This window comes from Yersinia ruckeri ATCC 29473, from assembly GCF_000754815.1.
Taxonomy (GTDB): Bacteria; Pseudomonadota; Gammaproteobacteria; order Enterobacterales; family Enterobacteriaceae; genus Yersinia; species Yersinia ruckeri.
This window is the reverse complement of sequence record NZ_KN150747.1, coordinates 1,695,185-1,714,829: the sequence shown is the minus strand read 5'-3', so window position 1 is coordinate 1,714,829 and position 19,645 is coordinate 1,695,185. Positions and strand designations below refer to the sequence as shown.

The window sequence follows — 19,645 nt, the reverse complement described above, 5'->3', positions numbered from 1 at the left end:
GGCCAGGAAGAAAAACCTGCCTGGCCGTTAAATCAATCAGTGAGATCCAATACTATTTATTCTTTCGTGTTAGCCAACTTCAGCATCTCTTCTTCCTGACGCTCACGTTCACTGACAAAGTGACCAACCAAAACAAACCCAACCGAACCAACAAGGCCAGCCAGAGCAAACAGAACCATAATCAGCCCACGTTTAGGCGCATCTCTTTTAGTTGGCTCCGTTGGTTGCTGCAAATACTTAAATGGCACCACATCCACTTTAGGGATTTCCAGCGCATTTAGCTTATCCAAATACAACTTACGATTGAGCAGGTCAGCATTGACCGTCGTAAGATCAGTAATAGACTTCTCAATTTCCAATTTGCGATTGAGTGCATCAGCGCCCATTGTAATAGGAAAATCAGGATCATCACTAATCTGTGAACCACTGCTATAAACCGGTTTTTTAATGCCCGCAACATCCGCTATAGAAGAAGCATATTTTAGGCGCTCGATCTTCACTTCATGGCTATTTTTAGCACGCAGCAGATCAAGAGAATACTTATCTGTCGCCATTCCTTTAGCTAAATCGACCGCACGCTGTATTTTCAGGTTAACATCAGCGTTTACTGTACTGTTAACAAAATTGATATAACCTTGCAGAAGATCACGAGCATCTACCGCAGTGGAGGCACTGTAGGATAACTTATAATAACGATATTCGTTGTCATTGCCTGACTTATCCTTTATAGGGTTAATTGAACCAATACTATTGTTAACTATGTTTTCAATTACCGCACGCCTTTCAATAGCATCTTCCGGACTATCTTTCATCATTTGTTTAAAGTAATCAGTATTGATTAAATACTGTTCTCTTAAGTCTTGAGAATCAAAATTTTGTTTAAATGTTGATAACAGATAATTTGAAGTTATACCAAGGTTAATATCTAATACAGCAAGATTGATAGTAATCTTATCTAAAACCTGAAGTTGTTCCTCACCAGCTGGGACGATGATGGAGGTACTGGTCCATTTTTGGGGAAGTATATAAGAAACAACCAAACCACTAATTAAAAAAATTAGTGTTACTAATATTATTTTAAGCTTTGATCTAAAAATAATAGTAAACAGTTCAAAAATATCAATTTCATCTTTTGAAGAAGACATATCTGAAAAACCATAATTATTCGGTTTCGGTGAAGCAGGGCCATTATGTCTAATTTCATTACTCATTAATTATTGCCTTTATAAATAATAATAAAGAATATTTATTTTGCTTACTATTTTTCAGCAAGGAAGCCATAGTCACCTTGCGATAAGAATATATTAAAATATATTATATATATCCAACAATCAACTCCTCCAGCAAATCTATATGCGCCACATCATCATTCAGAGCTGGAATATATTCAAACTTTTCACCGCCTGCGTGGAGGAAAATCTCGCGATTTTGTTCCTTTATTTCTTCCAGTGTTTCTAGGCAATCCGCCGAAAACCCGGGGCAAATCAATTGAATATGCTTAATGCCTTGAGCAGGTAAACTCTTTAAGGTTTCATCAGTATAGGGGGTTAACCAGGGTTCGCGACCAAATCGTGATTGATAAGTCATCATAATTTGTTCTGCTGGCAGCGGCAGTGCCGCTGTGAGCGCTCGAGAGGTATCCTCACAACGCAGTGGGTAGTCATCGCCGAGTTGCGCGTAACGCTTGGGAATTCCGTGGAAGGAAAGTATTAATCGGTCTGGCAGGCCATGCTGTTCAAAGGAACGCTCTACACTTTGCTTTAATGCAGAGATGTACGCAGGATGTTCTGCATAATCACGAATGAAACTGACGGAAGGCAAGCGGCGATAGTTTTTCAATATCCGCGCGACAGCATCCCAAACAGCGGCACTGGTCGAACAGGAGTATTGCGGATAGAGCGGCAAAACCACCAGTTTGGTGATACCTTGTGCTAATAATTTCTCAATCGCTTCGGGCAAACTGGGTGAACCGTAACTCATGCCCAGTTCAACCGGCGTATCGGGCATCCGCGCTGCGAGTGCTTTTTGCTGCCGACGGCTGAAGACCAGCAATGGTGAGCCTTCATCCATCCACACCGACTGATAAAGCTTTGCAACGCGCGGGGAACGTATCGGCAATATTATGCCCCGCAGTAACGGCCACCAAAGCAAAGGTGAAGTATCAACCACTCGACTATCGCTAAGAAACTCAGCTAAATAGCGTTTTACCGCCTGAGCGGTTGGGGCATCTGGCGTTCCCAGATTAACCAATAAGACCCCCAATTTGCTTTGCATAAGTCTGTTCCCTTAACTATCAATTGCAGCCGATTAACAATGTCAGAGATCACTCTTACTCATAACCTAATGATTAACAAATAAGAAAGGCGACCCATGGCCGCCCTCTCTGGTATACCCATTATATTAGCCCAGAATTGTCGCCAATTCAGCGCTAACTTCAGAAACGTTACGGGTTCCGTCTAATTTAAAGTACTGGGTATGGCCCGCATCAGCTTCTTGACGATAGTAGGAAACTAATGGTGCAGTTTGCTGATGATATTCAACCAAACGTTTGCGAACAGTATCTTCCTGATCGTCTTTACGCAGGGTTAATTCATCACCGGTTGCATCATCTTTATTTTCAACTTTAGGTGGGTTGAATTTAATGTGATAAACGCGACCAGACGGCGCATGCACACGACGACCAACAATACGTTCAACAATCAGTTCGTCTGGAACATCAAATTCCAGCACGTAATCGACCTTGATACCAGCTTCTTTCATTGCATCTGCTTGAGGAATGGTACGTGGAAAACCATCAAGCAAGAAACCGTCGCGGCAATCGTCCTGGGTAATACGTTCTTTTACCAAAGCGATAACCAGTTCGTCTGTAACCAACTTGCCAGCATCCATGATTTCTTTGGCTTTCAAGCCTAATTCTGAACCGGCTTTAACAGCTGCGCGCAACATATCGCCAGTAGAGATTTGCGGAATACCGTACTTCTCCATGATGAATTGCGCTTGAGTTCCTTTACCAGCGCCCGGAGCGCCCAGCAGAATGATACGCATTGCGTAAATCCCCTTGCTATGTAGTTTTTCTATGTGTTTTTACTAGAATGAAATCGAAATTACAGAAAACGCGTAACCATACCATTTCTACGGGGGTTGGCTCAAGGCACCTTGCCTGAGGAGCTAGCAGAGGAAATGAGGTTAACTAGATGGATTTTGCAGAGAAAGGTCGTGATTGCGTGGCTAAATGCCCCTAACCAAGCCTTTGGTCAGGGGCGATAGCATTACAAATTAGGCTGTCAGTAGCTGATTCATGCGGCGAATAAACTGGTTAGGGTCATCCAAAGTACCGCGCTCTGCCAACAATGACTGATCCAGCAGTAGCTCGATCCACTCAGCGAATTGACTATCATCACCGATATCAGCAGCACGTTTTACCAAGCCATGCTCAGGATTTAGCTCAAAGATGTACTTCACTTCTGGCGCCTGTTGGCCAGCAGCGGCGAACAGTTTGGCCATTTGCGTGCTCATCTCGTCAGCCTCTGTCGTCACAATGGCTGGAGTATCGGTCAGACGATGGGTCAGACGGACATCTTTCACTCGCTCCCCCAGCAGAGTCTTCACGCGTTCAACGAATGGCTCCAGCGCTTTTTCCGCTTCCTGCTGTTCTGGCGTTTCTTCATCGGCCAGTTTTTCCAGAGATTCATCGGCTTTACTGACGGATTGGAACACTTTGCCATCGAATTCGGTCAGATAGCTCATCATCCACTCGTCAATGCGATCGGAGAGCAACAGCACTTCAATGCCTTTCTTACGGAACAGTTCCAGATGTGGGCTGTTCTTCGCTGCGGCATAGCTGTCGGCAGTGATGTAGTAAATCTTATCCTGCCCTTCCGCCATACGGCTGACATAATCTTCCAGCGAAACAGTTTGCACTGAGCTGTCGGTATGAGTTGAAGCAAAGCGTAGCAGTTTAGCAATAGTTTCTTTATTGCTGCCGTCTTCTGCCGGACCTTCTTTCAGAACCATACCAAACTGCTGCCAGAATTTCTGATACTGTTCTGCATCATCTTTTGCCAGTTTTTCCAGCATTTGCAGGACACGTTTGGTTAATGCACTACGCAAATTCTGGGTAATACGGCTGTCTTGCAGAATTTCACGCGAGACATTCAACGGCAAATCGTTGGAATCGATCAGGCCGCGAACAAAGCGCAGATAATTCGGCATAAACTGTTCTGCGTCATCCATGATGAAGACTCGCTGAACGTACAGTTTTAGGCCATGTTTGTGATCGCGGTTCCACATATCAAAAGGTGCCTGCGCCGGGATATACAGCAAGCTGGTGTACTCCTGCTTGCCTTCTACACGGTTATGGCTCCAGATCAATGGATCGGTAAAATCATGGGCGATATGCTTATAGAACGCTTTATATTCGTCATCGCTGATTTCTGATTTACCACAGGTCCATAACGCTTTGGCTTTATTGATTTTTTCCCAAGTAGCGCTGCCGTCTTCTTCATTTTTGCTTTCGATTTCTACCGGCAGTGCGATGTGATCAGAATATTTGCCGATCACTGAACGCAAACGCCAGTCATCCAGGTATTCATCTTCCCCTTCACGCAGGTGCAGGATGATTTCGGTACCACGATCTTCTTTGGTGATGTCGGCGAGGGTGTAATCGCCCTCACCTTCAGATTCCCAGAACACACCAGCATCAGCCGGGGCACCCGCCGCACGGGTTCGAACCGTGACTTTATCGGCTACGATAAAGGCCGAATAGAAACCGACACCAAACTGACCAATCAGTTGGCTGTCTTTGGCTTGATCGGAACCAATAGATTCCAAGAATGCTTTGGTGCCTGATTTGGCGATAGTACCAAGGTTATCAATCACCTCGTCGCGGCTCATACCAATGCCGTTATCGCTCAACGTCAGGGTGCGTTTTTCTTTATCGCAGGACAGACGAACACGCAGTTCGCCGTCACCTTCATATAATTCCGGGGCAGAAAGCGCACGAAAACGCAGCTTGTCGGCGGCATCTGAGGCGTTTGAGATTAACTCGCGCAGGAAAATTTCTTTATTGGAGTAAAGCGAGTGAATCATCAAATGAAGCAATTGCTTTACTTCAGACTGAAAACCACGGGTTTCTTGACCTTTCATACTCATTAGTTACCTCAATCCAAATTACCATGCAGGCGGATATAGTCGAATGATGGAGATCAGATGGGGGTTGTAACGCGGTGTTTCAAGTCTAAAAAGTGAAGTTAGCGAGAAAAAATGCATAAGCAGGGGCGACGTGATCATCAATAATAAATCGTCGCCTGACCTGAATTAAAAATCAGTACTTGAACGGATGTCGCCCGGCCAAAGAGTGTGACAGTGTGGTGCCATCGACCATTTCAAGCTCGCCACCCACGGGGACTCCGTGTGCGATTCGGCTGGCCAACACGCCATATTGCCCACACATCTGCCCAATATAGTTGGCGGTCGCATCCCCTTCCACCGTTGGGTTGGTGGCCAGGATCACTTCACTAAGGGTTTCGCTGGATAAGCGTTGCTCTAACCGATCCAAGCCAATATCAGCAGGACCGATACCGTCCAGTGGTGACAGATGTCCCATCAGGACAAAATAGCGTCCACCAAACTGCCCGGTTTGTTCGATAGCATGTATATCTGCCGGGCTTTCCACGACACAAATCTGTCCGTTTTGCTGACGACGGGGATTAGCACAAATAGTGCAGCTGTCCTGCTCGGTAAAAGTACGGCAATCCGCACAATGCCCGATCTCAGACATTGCACGGGTTAATGCCTGAGCCAGGCGCATTCCACCGCTGCGATCACGCTGTAGCAGGTGGAATGCCATACGCTGCGCCGATTTCGGACCAACGCCCGGTAAGCAGCGCAGCGACTCCATTAATGTTTCAAGGAGCGGGCTGGTTTGCATCAGAATGGCATCTTGAAGCCCGGTGGCAATTGCATACCACTGGATACGGAAGCCATTTTTTCTTTTTGCGTTTCATCAATGCGACGTGCAGCGTCGTTTAATGCAGCAGCAATCAGATCTTCCAGCATTTCTTTATCGTCTTCAACCAACAGACTAGGATCGATTTCAACACGGCGACAGTTATGCGCACCGTTAATCGTTACTTTAACCAAGCCCGCGCCAGATTCGCCGGTCACTTCCAATTTGGCGACTTCTTCCTGCATCTGCTGCATTTTTTCCTGCATCTGCTGGGCTTGTTTCATTAAATTGCCAATACCGCCTTTACCAAACATAGTCTTCTCTCACTGCAAGGGCCGCGTCTGTGCACCATGCACTTACCGCAGCGATTAAATTGGTCGGATACTTTCATCATCCAAATCTGCGTCGAAGAATCGGCGCAAAGTCTGAATGTTCTTATCCGTATTAATTGACTGACGCGCTTGCGCCAGTTTTTCTTCATAAATAGCCTGTCGCCATTCCAATGGTGTCAGTTCCGCTGGATTGTCGTCTTCAATCACGCTCAGTTCAACCGGACTGCTATACAGTCCACTGAGTGCTTCAGCCAGCACTTTTTGTGCCGACGGCGAATTCAAATGGCGCTGAGACGAACGCAGGTGCAAGCAAATATTACCCGGTTCTATCTGTTGTTTAAATGCATTCAGCGCCAACTGCTGCACCAATTTAGGAATTTGTAGCTGATGAATCTCTGCCGCCCAAGGATCGCGAAGAATAGCTTCTTCCGCCAGTTTGGCTGACAGTTCCGGCGTTTTTTCATGCTCTAATGCCGAGCGTAGCGCTTTTGGCGTCGCCGCCGGTTCAGGCGCAGCTTCTGGTTCATTTTGCGCCTTCCAACGGTAAGCCTCTTTCTTGGCTGGCTTACTATCAATGGCTTTGGCCGCCTGACGCTGCTGACTACGCTCAGTCACTGAAGCCAGTCGCTCCAGGGCTGAGATTGCCGGCCGCGCTTTGTCAGGCGCTGCCGGCTCATTCTTTTTTGGGCTGGATGTCCCTTGCTGCCGTAACAACTGGGTTCGCGCCTGTAGTAGCTGAGCGGTTGATTCCGGCACCGATGCTGGTGGTGACGTTTCTACCGGGGCGGTCACAGCGACAACTGGCGGTGGAGCGGCATGGTGCGACGGTATTGTATGCATCGGCGCACTAATGTTCGGCTGAACCTGCGGTACAATTTCAGGTTCCGCAATCATCGCTTTGGGATGAAATGCCAGCGCCCGAAGCAATGTCATTTCTACGCCCATACGGCGATCGGGAGCATATGCCAACTCTTTACGCCCCACCAGCAACGTTTGGTAGTAAAGCTGGATATCCGTCGGTGGCAAGGTGCGCGCCAGCTCACGTAAACGCGGTTCTACCGCTACATAATGGTTATCCAGCATGGATGGCAATAGCTGAATCATGGCAACACGGTGCAATAAACTGAGGGTTTCAACCAACAGGTTTTCCCAGTCAACGCCCCGCGATGCGGCCTGTTCGACTTGCGCCATAACGCGAGCGCCATCGGCACTGACCAAGGCTTCGATAATCGCGAGGGGTTGTTCATCATCCAGCGTACCGAGCATCTGGCTGACTGTGGCGGTGGTAACCTGCCCCTGCCCCATAGATACGGCCTGATCGGTCAGGCTCAAAGCATCACGCATACTGCCATCGGCTGCCCGCGCCAATAACTGCAACGCACGAGCATCGCTATCTATTTGTTCAGCTTGCAGCACTTTTTCAAGCTGGGTACGAATTTGCTCCACATCCAGCGCTTTTAAATGAAATTGCAGGCAGCGGGAAAGGATCGTTACCGGTAATTTCTGCGGATCGGTGGTGGCCAATAGAAATTTGACATGTGACGGCGGCTCTTCCAGCGTTTTCAACAGTGCGTTGAAACTGTGGCGGGAAAGCATATGGACTTCATCGATCAGATAAACTTTAAAACGCCCACGCGCTGGCGCGTATTGCACGTTGTCCAGCAGTTCACGGGTATCTTCTACCTTAGTGCGCGACGCGGCATCGATTTCGATCAGATCGACAAAACGCCCCTGCTCAATCTCCAGGCAGTTGGCGCATTTGCCACAAGGTGTGGCAGTTATCCCGGTTTCGCAGTTCAGTCCTTTCGCCAATAAACGGGCAATGGAAGTCTTACCGACACCGCGAGTGCCAGAGAAAAGATAGGCGTGATGAATGCGTCCTAACGAAAGGCCATTAGCCAGCGCTGTCAGGACATGTTCCTGACCAACAACTTCAGCAAAAGTTTGGGGACGCCACTTGCGGGCAAGGACCTGATAGCTCATTAATACTTCATCGCTGAGATTGAGAAGACAGTTTATACATGAAAAACAAAAATATGCTGTAGACTATATTTTATACTATTTTGTTTTCATTCGCGTTCTATACCAAAGCATGGGAATGCTTATACCGGCATAATCTATCACTATACTGTACCAGTAGGTTGATTGTCATTCCTATTACTTTGAACCGCACCTTGCAGCAAGACTCGTCATCAGAACAGATGCAAAGCTGATTTTCCACGATGGCTGGTCAATCATCACACAAGTTCACTCTGGTCTTCGCGGCTATTTATTGGTGTAGGCTAAAGCGAATACGCACTAATAATCCCCCCAGCGTTTCACCGAAAAGTAGCTCGGGATGGCTTTGGTGATAATTCGCAATATCTTTCACCAGTGCCAATCCCAATCCGGCTCCCGGCTGGTCACCGACATTATCCAGGCGGTGAAAAGGGATTAGCGCTTGCGCGGTTTCATCCTGTGCGATGCCTGGGCCGCTATCTTCTATTTCCAAAATGCACTGTTGGGCGCTTTTATCCTGACGCAAACGTGCAGTGACCGTTCCCTGCATCGGAGTATATTTCAGCGCATTATCCAGCAAATTATCACAAAGCTCGCTCAGTAATAGTCCATCGCCCTGAATGTTGAATTCCTCCGTGCTTTCATAACCCAGATCGATCAATTTATGCCGGGCCTGTGGCAAGCGGGCAAAACAGGCATCACGAAGTACCTGGGAAATATTCACCGGCTGTAACGTTCGTTCCACCACTTTAATGCGGGATAGCTGCAATAACCGGTCGGTTAGCGCTACGGTGTTATCCAGTGTGTGGCTCATGGCTTGTAGGCTTTCGCGCCACTGTGAGGGCGCGTGGCTGGCCAAGGCTACTGCCACCTGAGTTTTTAGTACCGCCAGCGGTGTCCGCAATTGGTGTGAAGCATCAGCGCTAAATCGTCCCTGACGTTCAACCATCTCTCTCAATCGTTGAATATAACGGTTGAATGCCAGTAATAATGGTTCCATTTCTGACCAAGGCAATATCATCGGCAGCGGGGTTAATTCACCGGGATCGCGCCTTAACATTAGACCGGATAATTGACGCAGCGGTTTAAGGATGCGCTTTAATAGCAGATAGGCCAGCGCCAAAGTCAATACCACCAGCACCCCTTGGGTCAGCACGGCTGAAACCATGATTTGTTGTGCCAAACTGTGCCGTGATGCCAGGGTTTCAGCCACCAATACCAAAGCCATGCCCATGACACCCGCTTCGTTAATCGGTTGATAGAGTGCAGCAACGCGAATCGGCTTTCCGTCATAATTGGCATCATAAAAATGGACTAATGCAGGATAAATATTGGAGCGGGATGTGTTGGGCGGCAGCGGCGGTAAATCATCATAACCCGCGATGCTTTTGCCTTCAGGCGTGATCACCTGATAGTAAAGCTGGTCATTCATATTGCGTTCAAAACTATCCAGCACAATATAGGGTACATCCACGTCCAGCTTGCCATTTCTGACCAGCAAACGCTCAGCAACGGTGCGAGCCGATGCCAACAAGGTGCGGTCATAAGCCAGCGTCGCCGCATTCATGGCGCTGATATAATGGGTATAGATTGAGATGCCACCCAAGATTAATAACGGTAAACCAAAAAACAGCAACAATTGATGAAATAGCGAGCGCGGCGTTTGCAGTCCATAGCACCTAGCCTTGGACATGGTTGCATTCCAGACTATAACCCAAGCCACGCAGCGTGATAATGGCGACATCAGTGCCCTGGAGTTTTTTGCGAACCCGGTGTACGTATAACTCGATGCTTTCGGGGTTGGCCTCATCCGACAAAGTGAAAATCTGTTCAAAAAGCTGCTGTTTCGCCACAGGTCGGCCACGACGATGCATTAAGGTCGTCAAGACCGCCGACTCTCGAGGCGTGAGTGCCAATGGTTTGTTATCCAACAAGAAATAACCTTCGTCGTGATAAGTCAGTGAGCCAAACTGCAACGCCTGCTGCGTCACGCCTACACTTCGACGTAGTAAAGCGCGGATACGAGCTTCCAGTTCGTCGAGCTCAAAAGGTTTGGTCAGATAGTCATCGGCACCGGAATTCAGCCCTTTCACTCGATCAGCGACATCCGTGCGAGCCGTGAGTAACAATACGGGCAGAGTTTGACCGCGTTTACGTAAGCGCGCTAACAGTTCTAATCCATTTAATCGTGGCAAGGCCACATCCAGCACCACCAAGGCATATTTTTCGTGTTGCAGTAAATGATCCGCCTCAATGCCATCGTTCGCCACATCCACAGCAAAGCCCACATGAGTCAATGCCTTCTGCAACCAGTGAGATAATTCAGGGTGATCTTCCACCAACAAGATACGCATAATGTCACATCCTGTACTTTTTCCTGTCCATTGAAAGGTAACTGAAAGGTTATTGCTTTAACAATTTAGTAACCTCGCAATCGCGGGAAAGCTCACAGTTTGTAATAAAATAATCTGGGGAACGACATGAAAAATATAATTATCCGTGCTTTCACCACTTCTGTTCTGATTTTTGCCGCGCAAAACGTGCTGGCGATGGATCCACCAAAACGCACCGAATGTATCGCACCCGCCAAACCCGGTGGTGGTTTTGACCTTACCTGCAAACTCATTCAGGTTTCACTACAAGAAACCAAAGCCATTGATCGCCCAATGCGGGTGACTTACATGCCCGGTGGCGTCGGTGCCGTGGCCTATAACGCCATCGTGGCACAACGTCCAGCCGAATTCGGCACCGTTGTCGCCTTTTCTGGCGGTTCGCTACTTAATCTGTCACAGGGCAAATTTGGTCGTTACAACGCCAATGATGTGAAGTGGTTGGCCGCGATCGGAACTGACTACGGCATGATCGCCGTACGCAGTGATTCTCCGTACAAAACCCTGAAAGATCTTATGGATGCATTTAAAAAAGATCCAAATAGCGTGGTATTTGGTGCTGGTGCCTCTATTGGGAGCCAAGACTGGATGAAAACCGCGCTGCTGGCGCGCGAAGTGGGCGTGGACCCACACAAAATGCGCTATGTCGCCTTTGAGGGCGGCGGCGAACCGGTAACAGCACTGCTGGGTAACCACATTCAGGCCGTTTCAGGTGATTTAAGCGAGATGGTGCCTTATTTAAGCGGCGATAAACTGCGGGTGCTGGCGGTCTATGCCGAACAACGCCTGCCGGGTCAATTAGCCGATATTCCTACCGCCAAAGAACAGGGTTTCAATTTGGTCTGGCCGATCATTCGTGGTTTCTATGTTGGACCAAAAGTCAGCGATGAAGAATATCAATGGTGGGTGGATACCTTTAACACCCTGATGAAAACCGAAGAATTTAAAAAACAACGCGATATGCGCGGATTGTTCGAATTCAACATGACGGGTCAAGCGCTGGATACTTACGTCAAGCAGCAGGTTGAGCTGTATCGTGAGCAGGCTAAAACCTTCGGCCTAGCCAAGTAATTAAGGGGAAAGAACATGAGCGACCGCATTTTCGCCGGTATCTGGATTCTTTTATGTGTCAGTGGATTGTTTATCGGTTGGGGAATTCAAAGCGAGTACAGCTACGAACCGCTGGGGCCAAGGCCTTTCCCTATCACCATTTTGGCGCTGATGGCGCTGTGCGCGGTATTACTGCTGTTACGTAAACCCGACGTGGTGTTGTGGTCACCTGGCAAGGTATTACAGCGCCTGCTGGTTATGATCATCACGCTAGTGCTCTATGCCTGGAGTTTCGAATGGCTTGGATTTCCACTGGCTACCGCGTTACTCACCTTCAGTATCGCACGGTTATTTCAAGCCAGTTTGATTCAGGCGCTGCTGTCAGCAGTCACCATCGGCGTTTCGCTATTCTACGCCTTCGATTATTTACTGGATGTCACCCTACCGCTCGGCGTATGGCTGAACTAACGAGGCAATGATGGAAACCTGGATGTATTTATCTCAAGGGTTTGAAGTGGCACTAGTGCCGCAAAACCTGATGATTGCCTTGATTGGCTGCTTTATTGGCACCATTGTTGGTTTGCTACCCGGACTGGGGCCAATCAACGGTGTCGCCATCTTGCTGCCGCTGGCTTTCGCCTTAAAACTGCCCGCTGAATCGGCACTGATATTATTGGCAACAGTCTACATTGGCTGCGAGTACGGCGGGCGCATCTCGTCAATATTGCTCAACGTTCCTGGTGATGCCGCTGCGATTATGACCGCACTTGATGGTTATCCCATGGCTCAACAAGGGCGTGCCGGGGTTGCGCTGTCTATTTCGGCGGTTAGTTCTTTTGTAGGTTCATTAATCGCTATCGGTGGAATCATTCTATTTGCACCGCTATTGGCTCAATGGTCATTATCCTTTGGACCGGCAGAATATTTTGCCTTAATGGTTTTCGCCATCGCCTGTCTTGGCAGCATGATGAGCCAAAACCCGCTGAAATCATTACTGGCAGCATTAATTGGTTTGGGTCTGGCAACCGTGGGAGTCGATGCCAACACCGGGGTTTATCGATTCACTTTTGACAGTGTCCATCTTTCTGACGGTATCCAGTTTATTGTGGTCGTGATTGGGCTGTTCTCCGTCAGCGAGATCCTGCTGATGCTGGAAAGTACCAGCTCGGGACAAAAACTGGTGAGGAAAACCGGACGATTGTTGTTTAATCGCAAAGAAGCAGCAGAGTGTGTTGGGCCAACGCTGCGTTCCTCTGTGATTGGTTTCTTCGTCGGAATTTTACCCGGTGCCGGAGCCACCATCGCCAGCGCACTGACTTACATGACGGAGAAAAAAATCAGTGGGAATAGCGACAGCTTCGGTAAAGGCGATATTCGCGGTGTAGCAGCACCCGAAGCAGCTAACAATGCCTCTGCCTGCGGCTCATTTATTCCGATGCTGACACTGGGCGTTCCTGGTTCAGGCACCACGGCAGTCATGATGGGCGCACTGACACTGTATAACATCACGCCCGGCCCTGCGATGTTCACCGAACAACCAGATATTGTCTGGGGGCTGATTGCCTCACTGTTGATTGCTAACGTAATGTTGCTGTTGATGAACCTGCCTCTGGTCGGTTTTTTCACCCGCATGCTCACGATCCCCCTATGGTTCCTGGTACCCGCAATCGCCGCAGTGTCAGCGGTTGGCGTCTATGCGGTCCACAGTACTACCTTCGATCTGGTACTGATGGTGGGGCTGGGAATCTTTGGCTATCTACTGAGAAAAATGAACTTCCCGATGTCGCCACTGATTCTGGGGTTTGTGCTGGGAGAAATGCTCGAGCAGAATTTACGTCGCGCACTGTCGATCAGTAATGGGGATTTCGGTATTTTGTGGAGTGGCGCTATTGCACAAACCTTGTTGGGTTTGGCTGTCGCCGTGCTGTTGTTGCCTCTGCTACTGAAGCGCTGGCGCAAACATCGGCAGAACACACTAACTCGAGTGGAGTGATAACCACAGATTGATAACAAAAAACGGCCTCTACCTATATCGGCGAGGCCGCACTTTTTCGAATGGGAATTAATGTCCGTCGAAAGACACCAGGCTGTAACACTCAATGCCTTGTTCAGTCAGACGTTTTTCACCACCCAGTTCCGGCAGGTTGATAATGAATGCCGCAGCAACCACTTCTCCCCCTAGACGTTGAATCAGCGTCGCCGTTGCTTCAATCGTGCCGCCGGTAGCCAGTAAATCGTCAATGACCAGAACTTTATCACCCTTCTTAATGCTGTCGGTGTGTATTTCCAGCGCATCGGTGCCGTATTCTAATTCATAGCTTTCACTGATGGTTTCGCGTGGCAGTTTGCCCGGTTTGCGAACCGGCACAAAACCGACGCCCAGTGCCAGCGCAACCGGTGCTCCAAACAAGAAGCCACGGGCTTCGGTACCAACAACTTTAGTAACGCCAGCGTTCAAATAACGCTCAACCAACATTTCAATGCTGGAGGCATAGGCCAAAGGGTTGTCCAACAGACTGGTAACATCACGGAACAGTATCCCTGGTTTTGGGTAGTCAGGAATGGTTTGAATGCTGTCTTTAATATACTGGAGCTGCTGTGCTGTATTAGGTGCGGTAGCGGTCATAATTTGTGCCTGATAAAACTACTGTTCATACTGAAACGCGGCCACCCGATGCCAATCAAACACCGCCGGGAAAAATACATCCCACCCCTTTTTAACGCTCTGAAAAGAGCCAACGAGGCAATCCGCGTACGAAAACGCTCAAATCTATTCAAACTGTGGATAAAATGCAACTGGTGCCCGACGATCAGCGCCGTTTTTGTTGCGATAAGTCAATAACTGGCATTCTCAGCATGAATATTAATAAAACGATCAGCATCGTCACTAACAGTACCCTTACCCACCAAATTTTTACCAGCCAGAGCGAGACGGCAAAAGTGAAAACAGTCACCAATACTGCCTTCCATTTGGTACCCGGCGGTAATGCCCGATGCTGTTGCCAGCTACGAATATAGCTGCCAAACCATGAGCGATAGAGTAACCATTGATGAAAACGTGGTGAAGAGCGGGCAAAGCACCAAGTGGCTAATAGCAAGAATGGCGTAGTTGGCAGCAACGGCAGTACGACACCCAGCGTGGCGAGCACCACAGCGATCCATCCTAAAATGATTAATAGCCAACCAGACATAAGATCCCTTGATTTGATGCCACGATTATGTGCCTTGAATGCTAATCATTACTTTATCATTAACTCGATTCACCTACAGCGTGATTAATCGATCAATTTATCCCCCCAGAGTCTTATCCCTTGTTTCCTGCGGGGTTCAAAGGCAAGCTAGCCTCAGAGCCATCAGGAGAATATGCCATGAGCACAGAAAAATTATTACAGGTGCTTGAAAATCAGGTAGAAGCGCTGTCGGCAGACATTGCCCCTCAGGCTCACACGCCAACGACACAGGCACGATTCGATCAACTGTTGTTCAGCAACCACGGCACCCGTTTACGGGATTATCTGCAGGAAGTGCGCAAGAACCTCGCGCAGTTGAAACAAGTTGTCGCCGAACAACGATCCGAACAAGTCGCTTTTTTAGCGGAAAAACTGGTCGCGCAAATTTCCGCCTTACAGCGAGAGTTGGCAACCCAGACGCTGCGTAAAGCGCAGCCTAAACCGCGCATGGTTAGCCAAGATCCGTATCATAAACTGGCTGAACATCAGGATTATGAGCGGCGCATCATCGCCATGATTCAGGATCGTGAAAGCCAGTTAGGGCAGCAGACCCGACTGGTCGATCAGCAACGGATACAACAAGAGTTGGCGGCGTTGGAAGGCCGCTTAATGCGTTGCCGTCAGGCGTTACTACGTATCGAACGTAGTATTGAACGAAAAGAAAACGGTTTTTGAAGGCTAGTCACATTTGCACAACTGATGATTACGTAATCATCAGTTATTATCTATAATGGTATTCGAATTTACTGACAGATAACCCGGATTGATTCACCATATAAATAACCTGAGCGTTTGAGCGGCGATAGCGCCAAGCCCAGTCACTCTCGTCATTCAGGATAATGTGCCGCTGGGTTTACCCGATTTGCTGGCAATCCATACTCTGTCGCGGAAAAGCACGACACACACTTCGTCGATGCCATATTGAAATACTTAACTCAAACTGAAACCCAAATGTTGGCCCATATGTCAGTCGAACACGCCCCACCAGAACTGCAACTGGCGGTAGATTTAATCTATCTGCTGGAGTGCAACGAGATAGCGCCGGAAACAGCGTTGGCGGCACTGGAAATTGTTAAACGTGACTATCAGCAAAAGCTGATTCATCGTCGTCAGGAATAATTTTCCGACTTGGCGGTTTCCAACCCTGTCGCGCCCAAAAAAAGACGAAACCGCATTGGTTTCGCCCTCATTCGTTTATCTTTTTATCCCGCATGCGGTAAGACGGCGACTATCTGCCGCCCTTCAACGGTTACACCGCCGGTTGTTGACGCCCATGATCTGACGACGGATTAATCGGACGACTGACTTCCTGCACTTCTGAGCCATCGGCCTTGTGCAAATAGACCTCAAGCTGGTTAAATGCAATATTAATATCGTTTTCCCGACAAAGCTTATCGATTGAGCGGTTCAACTCATCCACCGTGTAACTGCGGTCGCGCAGTTCCCGCACATACAAACGCAACTCATGGTCCAACGTGCTGGCCCCAAAATTAAGGAAGAACACTTGCGGCTCGGGATCGGACATCACCCGCGGGTTATCATGGGCTGCCTTCAGCAAGACCTCTTTGACCTTATCCAGATCCGAGCCGTAAGCCACGCCAACCTTGATCAGAATGCGCGTGATCGTATCCGACAGCGACCAGTTGATTAAGCGTTCGGTGACAAATGCCTTGTTCGGAATAATCACCTCTTTACGGTCAAAATCGGTGATGGTCGTCGCACGAATCCGAATTTTGCTAACGGTACCGGAGAACGTGCCAATGGTGACGGTATCGCCAATACGCACGGGGCGTTCGAACAAAATAATGATACCGGAAACAAAGTTGGCGAAGATTTCCTGCAAACCAAAGCCCAGACCAACCGTCAGGGCGGCAACAAGAAACTGAAGTTTATCCCAGGAAACCCCGAGAGAACTCAGCGCCGTAATCGCACCTACCGAGGTAATCAGATAGGTCAGCATGGTAGTAATGGCGTAGGAGGTGCCTTGCCGCAATTGTAGGCGTGAGAGCACCAGCACTTCCAGCAGACCCGGTAAGTTGCGGGTCATCACATAGGCCACCACCAAAGCCATCACCCCAACCAACAGATTACCCAATGTCACCGCCTGCTGCACACTGGCACCGGCGATCGTGCTGTTGTAATGCCACAGCGTAATACTGTCCAGATAGGAAATAACCGCTACCAGGTCAGACCAAATCCAATAGAAAGCGCTGGCAAAAATCAGGAATAACACCATGGTAGTCAAACGCAATGACTGCTGGTTGATCTGTTCCAACGCCAGTGGTGGTTCCTCTACCGGCTCACTGCCTTCGGCACCTTCTTTAGCCAAACTCTGACGACGGGCAATAGCACGACGATAAGCGAGACGGCGCGCCGCAACGCCCAAGCCACGAATCGCCGTTAAATAAACAATATTCCACAGGAATAGCAAGTAGATACTGTCAATCCAACGGCCAGCCAGTCGCAATGCGGTATAGAAATAGCCTGCGCCCATCAAACCAATTAAAATCACCGGCGTTATCGCGATGGCAGTCACGATCACTAGCCGCACAGCGTGGCTGTTTTTCTCGCGCCAGCTATCACGACAGAATGGGAAAACAAACACCGCCAACAACGCCAGAGCAATCACCACCACCACCTGCCCAATAACGTCGTCGACCAACCGCAGTGGACTTTTCTCACCCAATACCGACCAGAAAATGACCGGCAGCAACGCCATTCCCAAACGCACCATCTGCCGCCGGTAATGCGCACAGCGATCAGCAGAAATGTTGAAATGACGTTCGGTAATACCACCGGGTGACAACATACGATAAGTCAAATCGAATATCAGCCAGAACAGCGCCAATTGTAGGGATAAACTCCACAGGAAGTCGCTGATACTCAGTTCTGAATTCAAGCACCAACAACCCATGCCCAAAATCAGCAATACACCCGGTAAGACTTTTAATAGCGTGAGTAAAATCGCCCTAGGCGTATGCATCTGGGTATCATGCTTTAACTGACCAACATCATCAGTAAGACGCTCTAAATGGCTATCGATGATTTTATAACGCCAGCGAATTATCCCAACCACCAGCGAGAGTGGAATAATAAAGATCAGCGATTTCAGCAAACCATCCAAAAGATCACTAGGTGATAACTTGAAATTAAGGTTGCTCAATTCATTGTGAACGGCTTCAGGTAAACTTTTCAACCAGACCCAGTTCATTGGCTTATTGCTACTCACCCAGAAGATTTGCTGGGTTAATGTATGTTGCAACGAACTGTTCACGCTGAGTAATTGCTGCTGATTAATCTGTAAATTGATCGCCAACGTCAGTTGATTACCCAATTGTTTATTCAGTTGATCCAGTAACTCGCGACGAATATCGACAATTTGTCCCAGCGCGTCTTCAACATTCGCGCTGACCTTTTCTTTACTGTTGCCCATCAGCTTCTGAATATAATCATCCCCTTGGAATAACTGATCCCGCTGCTGGTTAATCTCAAACTGTTCCAGACGCAAATCGGCAATGCGCACGCCCATATCGCTGATCAGCCCATTCGCTGGCAAATTCAGTTGTTGTTGGTAAAGAATTCGGGAAAGCAGCAAACTGCCGCGTAATACGGTGATTTGTTCTTTTAAATTCCGTTCGGCCTGTAATGCACGATCTAGCCAGTTTTTTACCCGGATATTTTGCTGAACCAGCGTATTGCCTTCTTTGGTGGCATTAATTAATCGTTGACTTAATTCACGATTAATCGCCAGTTCGCGGCTAACCAGTGGATCATTTTGAATATCCGCAGCATCATCAGGTGTCTGCGCTTCCTTCGCTGTTTTCTCGGAAAGAATTAGCCGCTTACCGCTGACAACTTCCTGTAACATCTGAATATAACGTTCAAGCTGATCGATATGTGCCGTCGTGTAATCACGTTGTTTTTGCAGTAAATCCTGCAACGTGGTGTTGGCTTCCAGATTTCTACGTTGTAAATCAAGCTGTGCGTTGAGTAGGACTTGCTCCGTCAGCAAGGTTTGCTGCTGTGCTGGCCGCAAGCCATCCTGACCAGGAGATAACCCATTCAGCTGATTACGGATCTGCTGTAATCGTTGCGATGCGCTATACATGGCACCCTGCACTCGCTCTGGTTGAGTTTGCAGAGAGATTAACTGGCTATTGTAGGTCGAGAGGTCTTCTTGTGCCGATTGTAAGTCGTCCAGCGTTTCATTCAGCCGGGCTTCTAATTGACGCAAAGAGTAATTGGCAAGAGATTCACGAGTCAGCGTATCGGCAGAATTATTCTTCAGCGCTTCCAGTGAGTCAGTTGCCTGTCGCAACTTGTTCGGTGCTTGCGCCAATTGCTGTTTTAACTGACTGTTTTCTTGTTTAACTCGATCAATGGCATCGAGAAACTCGAGGGTACGGGTGAGATCCTGCTGAGCCAATTTATCCGCTGGCGTTGGATTTTTCAGTTTGGCTAACGCATCAAGCTGATTCTGCACTTCACTGCGAACCGGTATATCACCGTTTAAGTTCGCAGCCGTGGCGGCTGGCAGGCATATCAGCGCCATAATTAACAGGCTGAAAAGCATCCAGACACGGAGATAATGCGTGCCAAAGCCGGTAGTTAACGATAGAAACGAGTGGGTATTAAACCTGCGAATCATGATCCAACTTCATATCAGTGGAGATGACAGAAATCCTACCACGTTCGGCA

The 19,645-nt window shown here is 48.4% G+C and carries 17 protein-coding genes and 1 other annotated feature; of the genes, 5 read left to right on the top strand and 12 right to left on the bottom strand.

The features are described 5' to 3' along the window. Nucleotides 1–56: 56 nt before the first annotated feature. The 9 genes from wzz(fepE) to tctD form a co-directional block, all read right to left on the bottom strand. Nucleotides 57–1,211 (bottom strand): LPS O-antigen length regulator Wzz(fepE), encoded by a 1,155-nt coding sequence (gene wzz(fepE), locus DJ39_RS07615; protein WP_004718781.1) that lies wholly within the window; start codon nt 1,209–1,211, stop codon nt 57–59. A 103-nt stretch (nt 1,212–1,314) separates the two neighbouring features. After that, nucleotides 1,315–2,274, bottom strand: coding sequence for a ferrochelatase (gene hemH / locus DJ39_RS07610; RefSeq protein ID WP_004718780.1), 960 nt, complete (start codon nt 2,272–2,274; stop codon nt 1,315–1,317). A gap of 126 nt (nt 2,275–2,400) precedes the next feature. Then, nucleotides 2,401–3,045: an adenylate kinase gene (gene adk / locus DJ39_RS07605; RefSeq protein ID WP_004718777.1), complete on the bottom strand. Its 645-nt coding sequence runs from the start codon at nt 3,043–3,045 to the stop codon at nt 2,401–2,403. 231 nt (nt 3,046–3,276) lie between these two features. Beyond that, nucleotides 3,277–5,145: a molecular chaperone HtpG gene (gene htpG, locus DJ39_RS07600; RefSeq protein ID WP_004718775.1), complete on the bottom strand. Its 1,869-nt coding sequence runs from the start codon at nt 5,143–5,145 to the stop codon at nt 3,277–3,279. 178 nt (nt 5,146–5,323) lie between these two features. Beyond that, on the bottom strand, nt 5,324–5,929 hold the full coding sequence (gene recR / locus DJ39_RS07595; RefSeq protein ID WP_038243747.1) for a recombination mediator RecR: 606 nt from the start codon (nt 5,927–5,929) through the stop codon (nt 5,324–5,326). Further along, nucleotides 5,929–6,261 (bottom strand): YbaB/EbfC family nucleoid-associated protein, encoded by a 333-nt coding sequence (locus DJ39_RS07590; protein WP_004718772.1) that lies wholly within the window; start codon nt 6,259–6,261, stop codon nt 5,929–5,931. Before DJ39_RS07590 ends, recR begins: the two co-directional genes overlap by 1 nt. 54 nt (nt 6,262–6,315) lie before the next feature. Then, nucleotides 6,316–8,262, bottom strand: a complete 1,947-nt coding sequence (gene dnaX, locus DJ39_RS07585; protein ID WP_004718770.1) for a DNA polymerase III subunit gamma/tau — start codon at nt 8,260–8,262, stop codon at nt 6,316–6,318. Next, nucleotides 6,919–6,983 (bottom strand) — a sequence feature (DnaX frameshifting element). It overlaps the preceding gene by 65 nt. Nucleotides 8,263–8,548: 286 nt before the next feature. Next, nucleotides 8,549–9,970: a sensor histidine kinase gene (locus tag DJ39_RS07580; RefSeq protein WP_038243741.1), complete on the bottom strand. Its 1,422-nt coding sequence runs from the start codon at nt 9,968–9,970 to the stop codon at nt 8,549–8,551. Continuing rightward, nucleotides 9,957–10,631 (bottom strand): transcriptional regulator TctD, encoded by a 675-nt coding sequence (tctD, locus tag DJ39_RS07575; protein WP_004718766.1) that lies wholly within the window; start codon nt 10,629–10,631, stop codon nt 9,957–9,959. Before tctD ends, DJ39_RS07580 begins: the two co-directional genes overlap by 14 nt. Before the next feature lie 126 nt (nt 10,632–10,757). Here tctD and DJ39_RS07570 point away from each other — a divergent pair, with 126 nt between their 5' ends. From DJ39_RS07570 to DJ39_RS07560, 3 genes are read left to right on the top strand one after another with little or no spacing between them, the layout of a single operon-like run. Beyond that, nucleotides 10,758–11,738, top strand: a complete 981-nt coding sequence (locus DJ39_RS07570) for a Bug family tripartite tricarboxylate transporter substrate binding protein (RefSeq protein WP_004718764.1) — start codon at nt 10,758–10,760, stop codon at nt 11,736–11,738. Nucleotides 11,739–11,753: 15 nt separating this feature from the next. Then, nucleotides 11,754–12,185 (top strand): tripartite tricarboxylate transporter TctB family protein, encoded by a 432-nt coding sequence (locus tag DJ39_RS07565; RefSeq protein ID WP_004718761.1) that lies wholly within the window; start codon nt 11,754–11,756, stop codon nt 12,183–12,185. Nucleotides 12,186–12,195: 10 nt separating this feature from the next. Further along, nucleotides 12,196–13,710, top strand: coding sequence for a tripartite tricarboxylate transporter permease (locus DJ39_RS07560; RefSeq protein ID WP_038243738.1), 1,515 nt, complete (start codon nt 12,196–12,198; stop codon nt 13,708–13,710). Nucleotides 13,711–13,779: 69 nt separating this feature from the next. On the opposite strand, the gene apt is transcribed toward DJ39_RS07560, so the two are convergent. Beyond that, nucleotides 13,780–14,343, bottom strand: a complete 564-nt coding sequence (gene apt, locus DJ39_RS07555; protein WP_004718756.1) for an adenine phosphoribosyltransferase — start codon at nt 14,341–14,343, stop codon at nt 13,780–13,782. A gap of 184 nt (nt 14,344–14,527) precedes the next feature. Continuing rightward, entirely contained in the window at nt 14,528–14,908 is a 381-nt protein-coding gene (locus DJ39_RS07550) for a DUF454 family protein (protein WP_004718755.1), read from the bottom strand. A 177-nt stretch (nt 14,909–15,085) separates the two neighbouring features. On the opposite strand from DJ39_RS07550, the gene priC reads away from it, so the two are divergent. Together priC and rsmS are read left to right on the top strand one after the other, a co-directional pair. After that, a complete protein-coding gene (gene priC, locus DJ39_RS07545) occupies nt 15,086–15,622 on the top strand; it encodes a primosomal replication protein PriC (protein WP_038243736.1) in 537 nt (178 codons plus the stop codon). Between the two features lie 288 nt (nt 15,623–15,910). Then, a complete protein-coding gene (gene rsmS / locus DJ39_RS17410; protein WP_004718752.1) occupies nt 15,911–16,066 on the top strand; it encodes a pleiotropic regulatory protein RsmS in 156 nt (51 codons plus the stop codon). A 130-nt stretch (nt 16,067–16,196) separates the two neighbouring features. On the opposite strand, the gene mscK is transcribed toward rsmS, so the two are convergent. Then, a complete protein-coding gene (gene mscK, locus DJ39_RS07540) occupies nt 16,197–19,520 on the bottom strand; it encodes a mechanosensitive channel MscK (RefSeq protein WP_004718749.1) in 3,324 nt (1,107 codons plus the stop codon). Nucleotides 19,521–19,645: the final 125 nt, after the last annotated feature.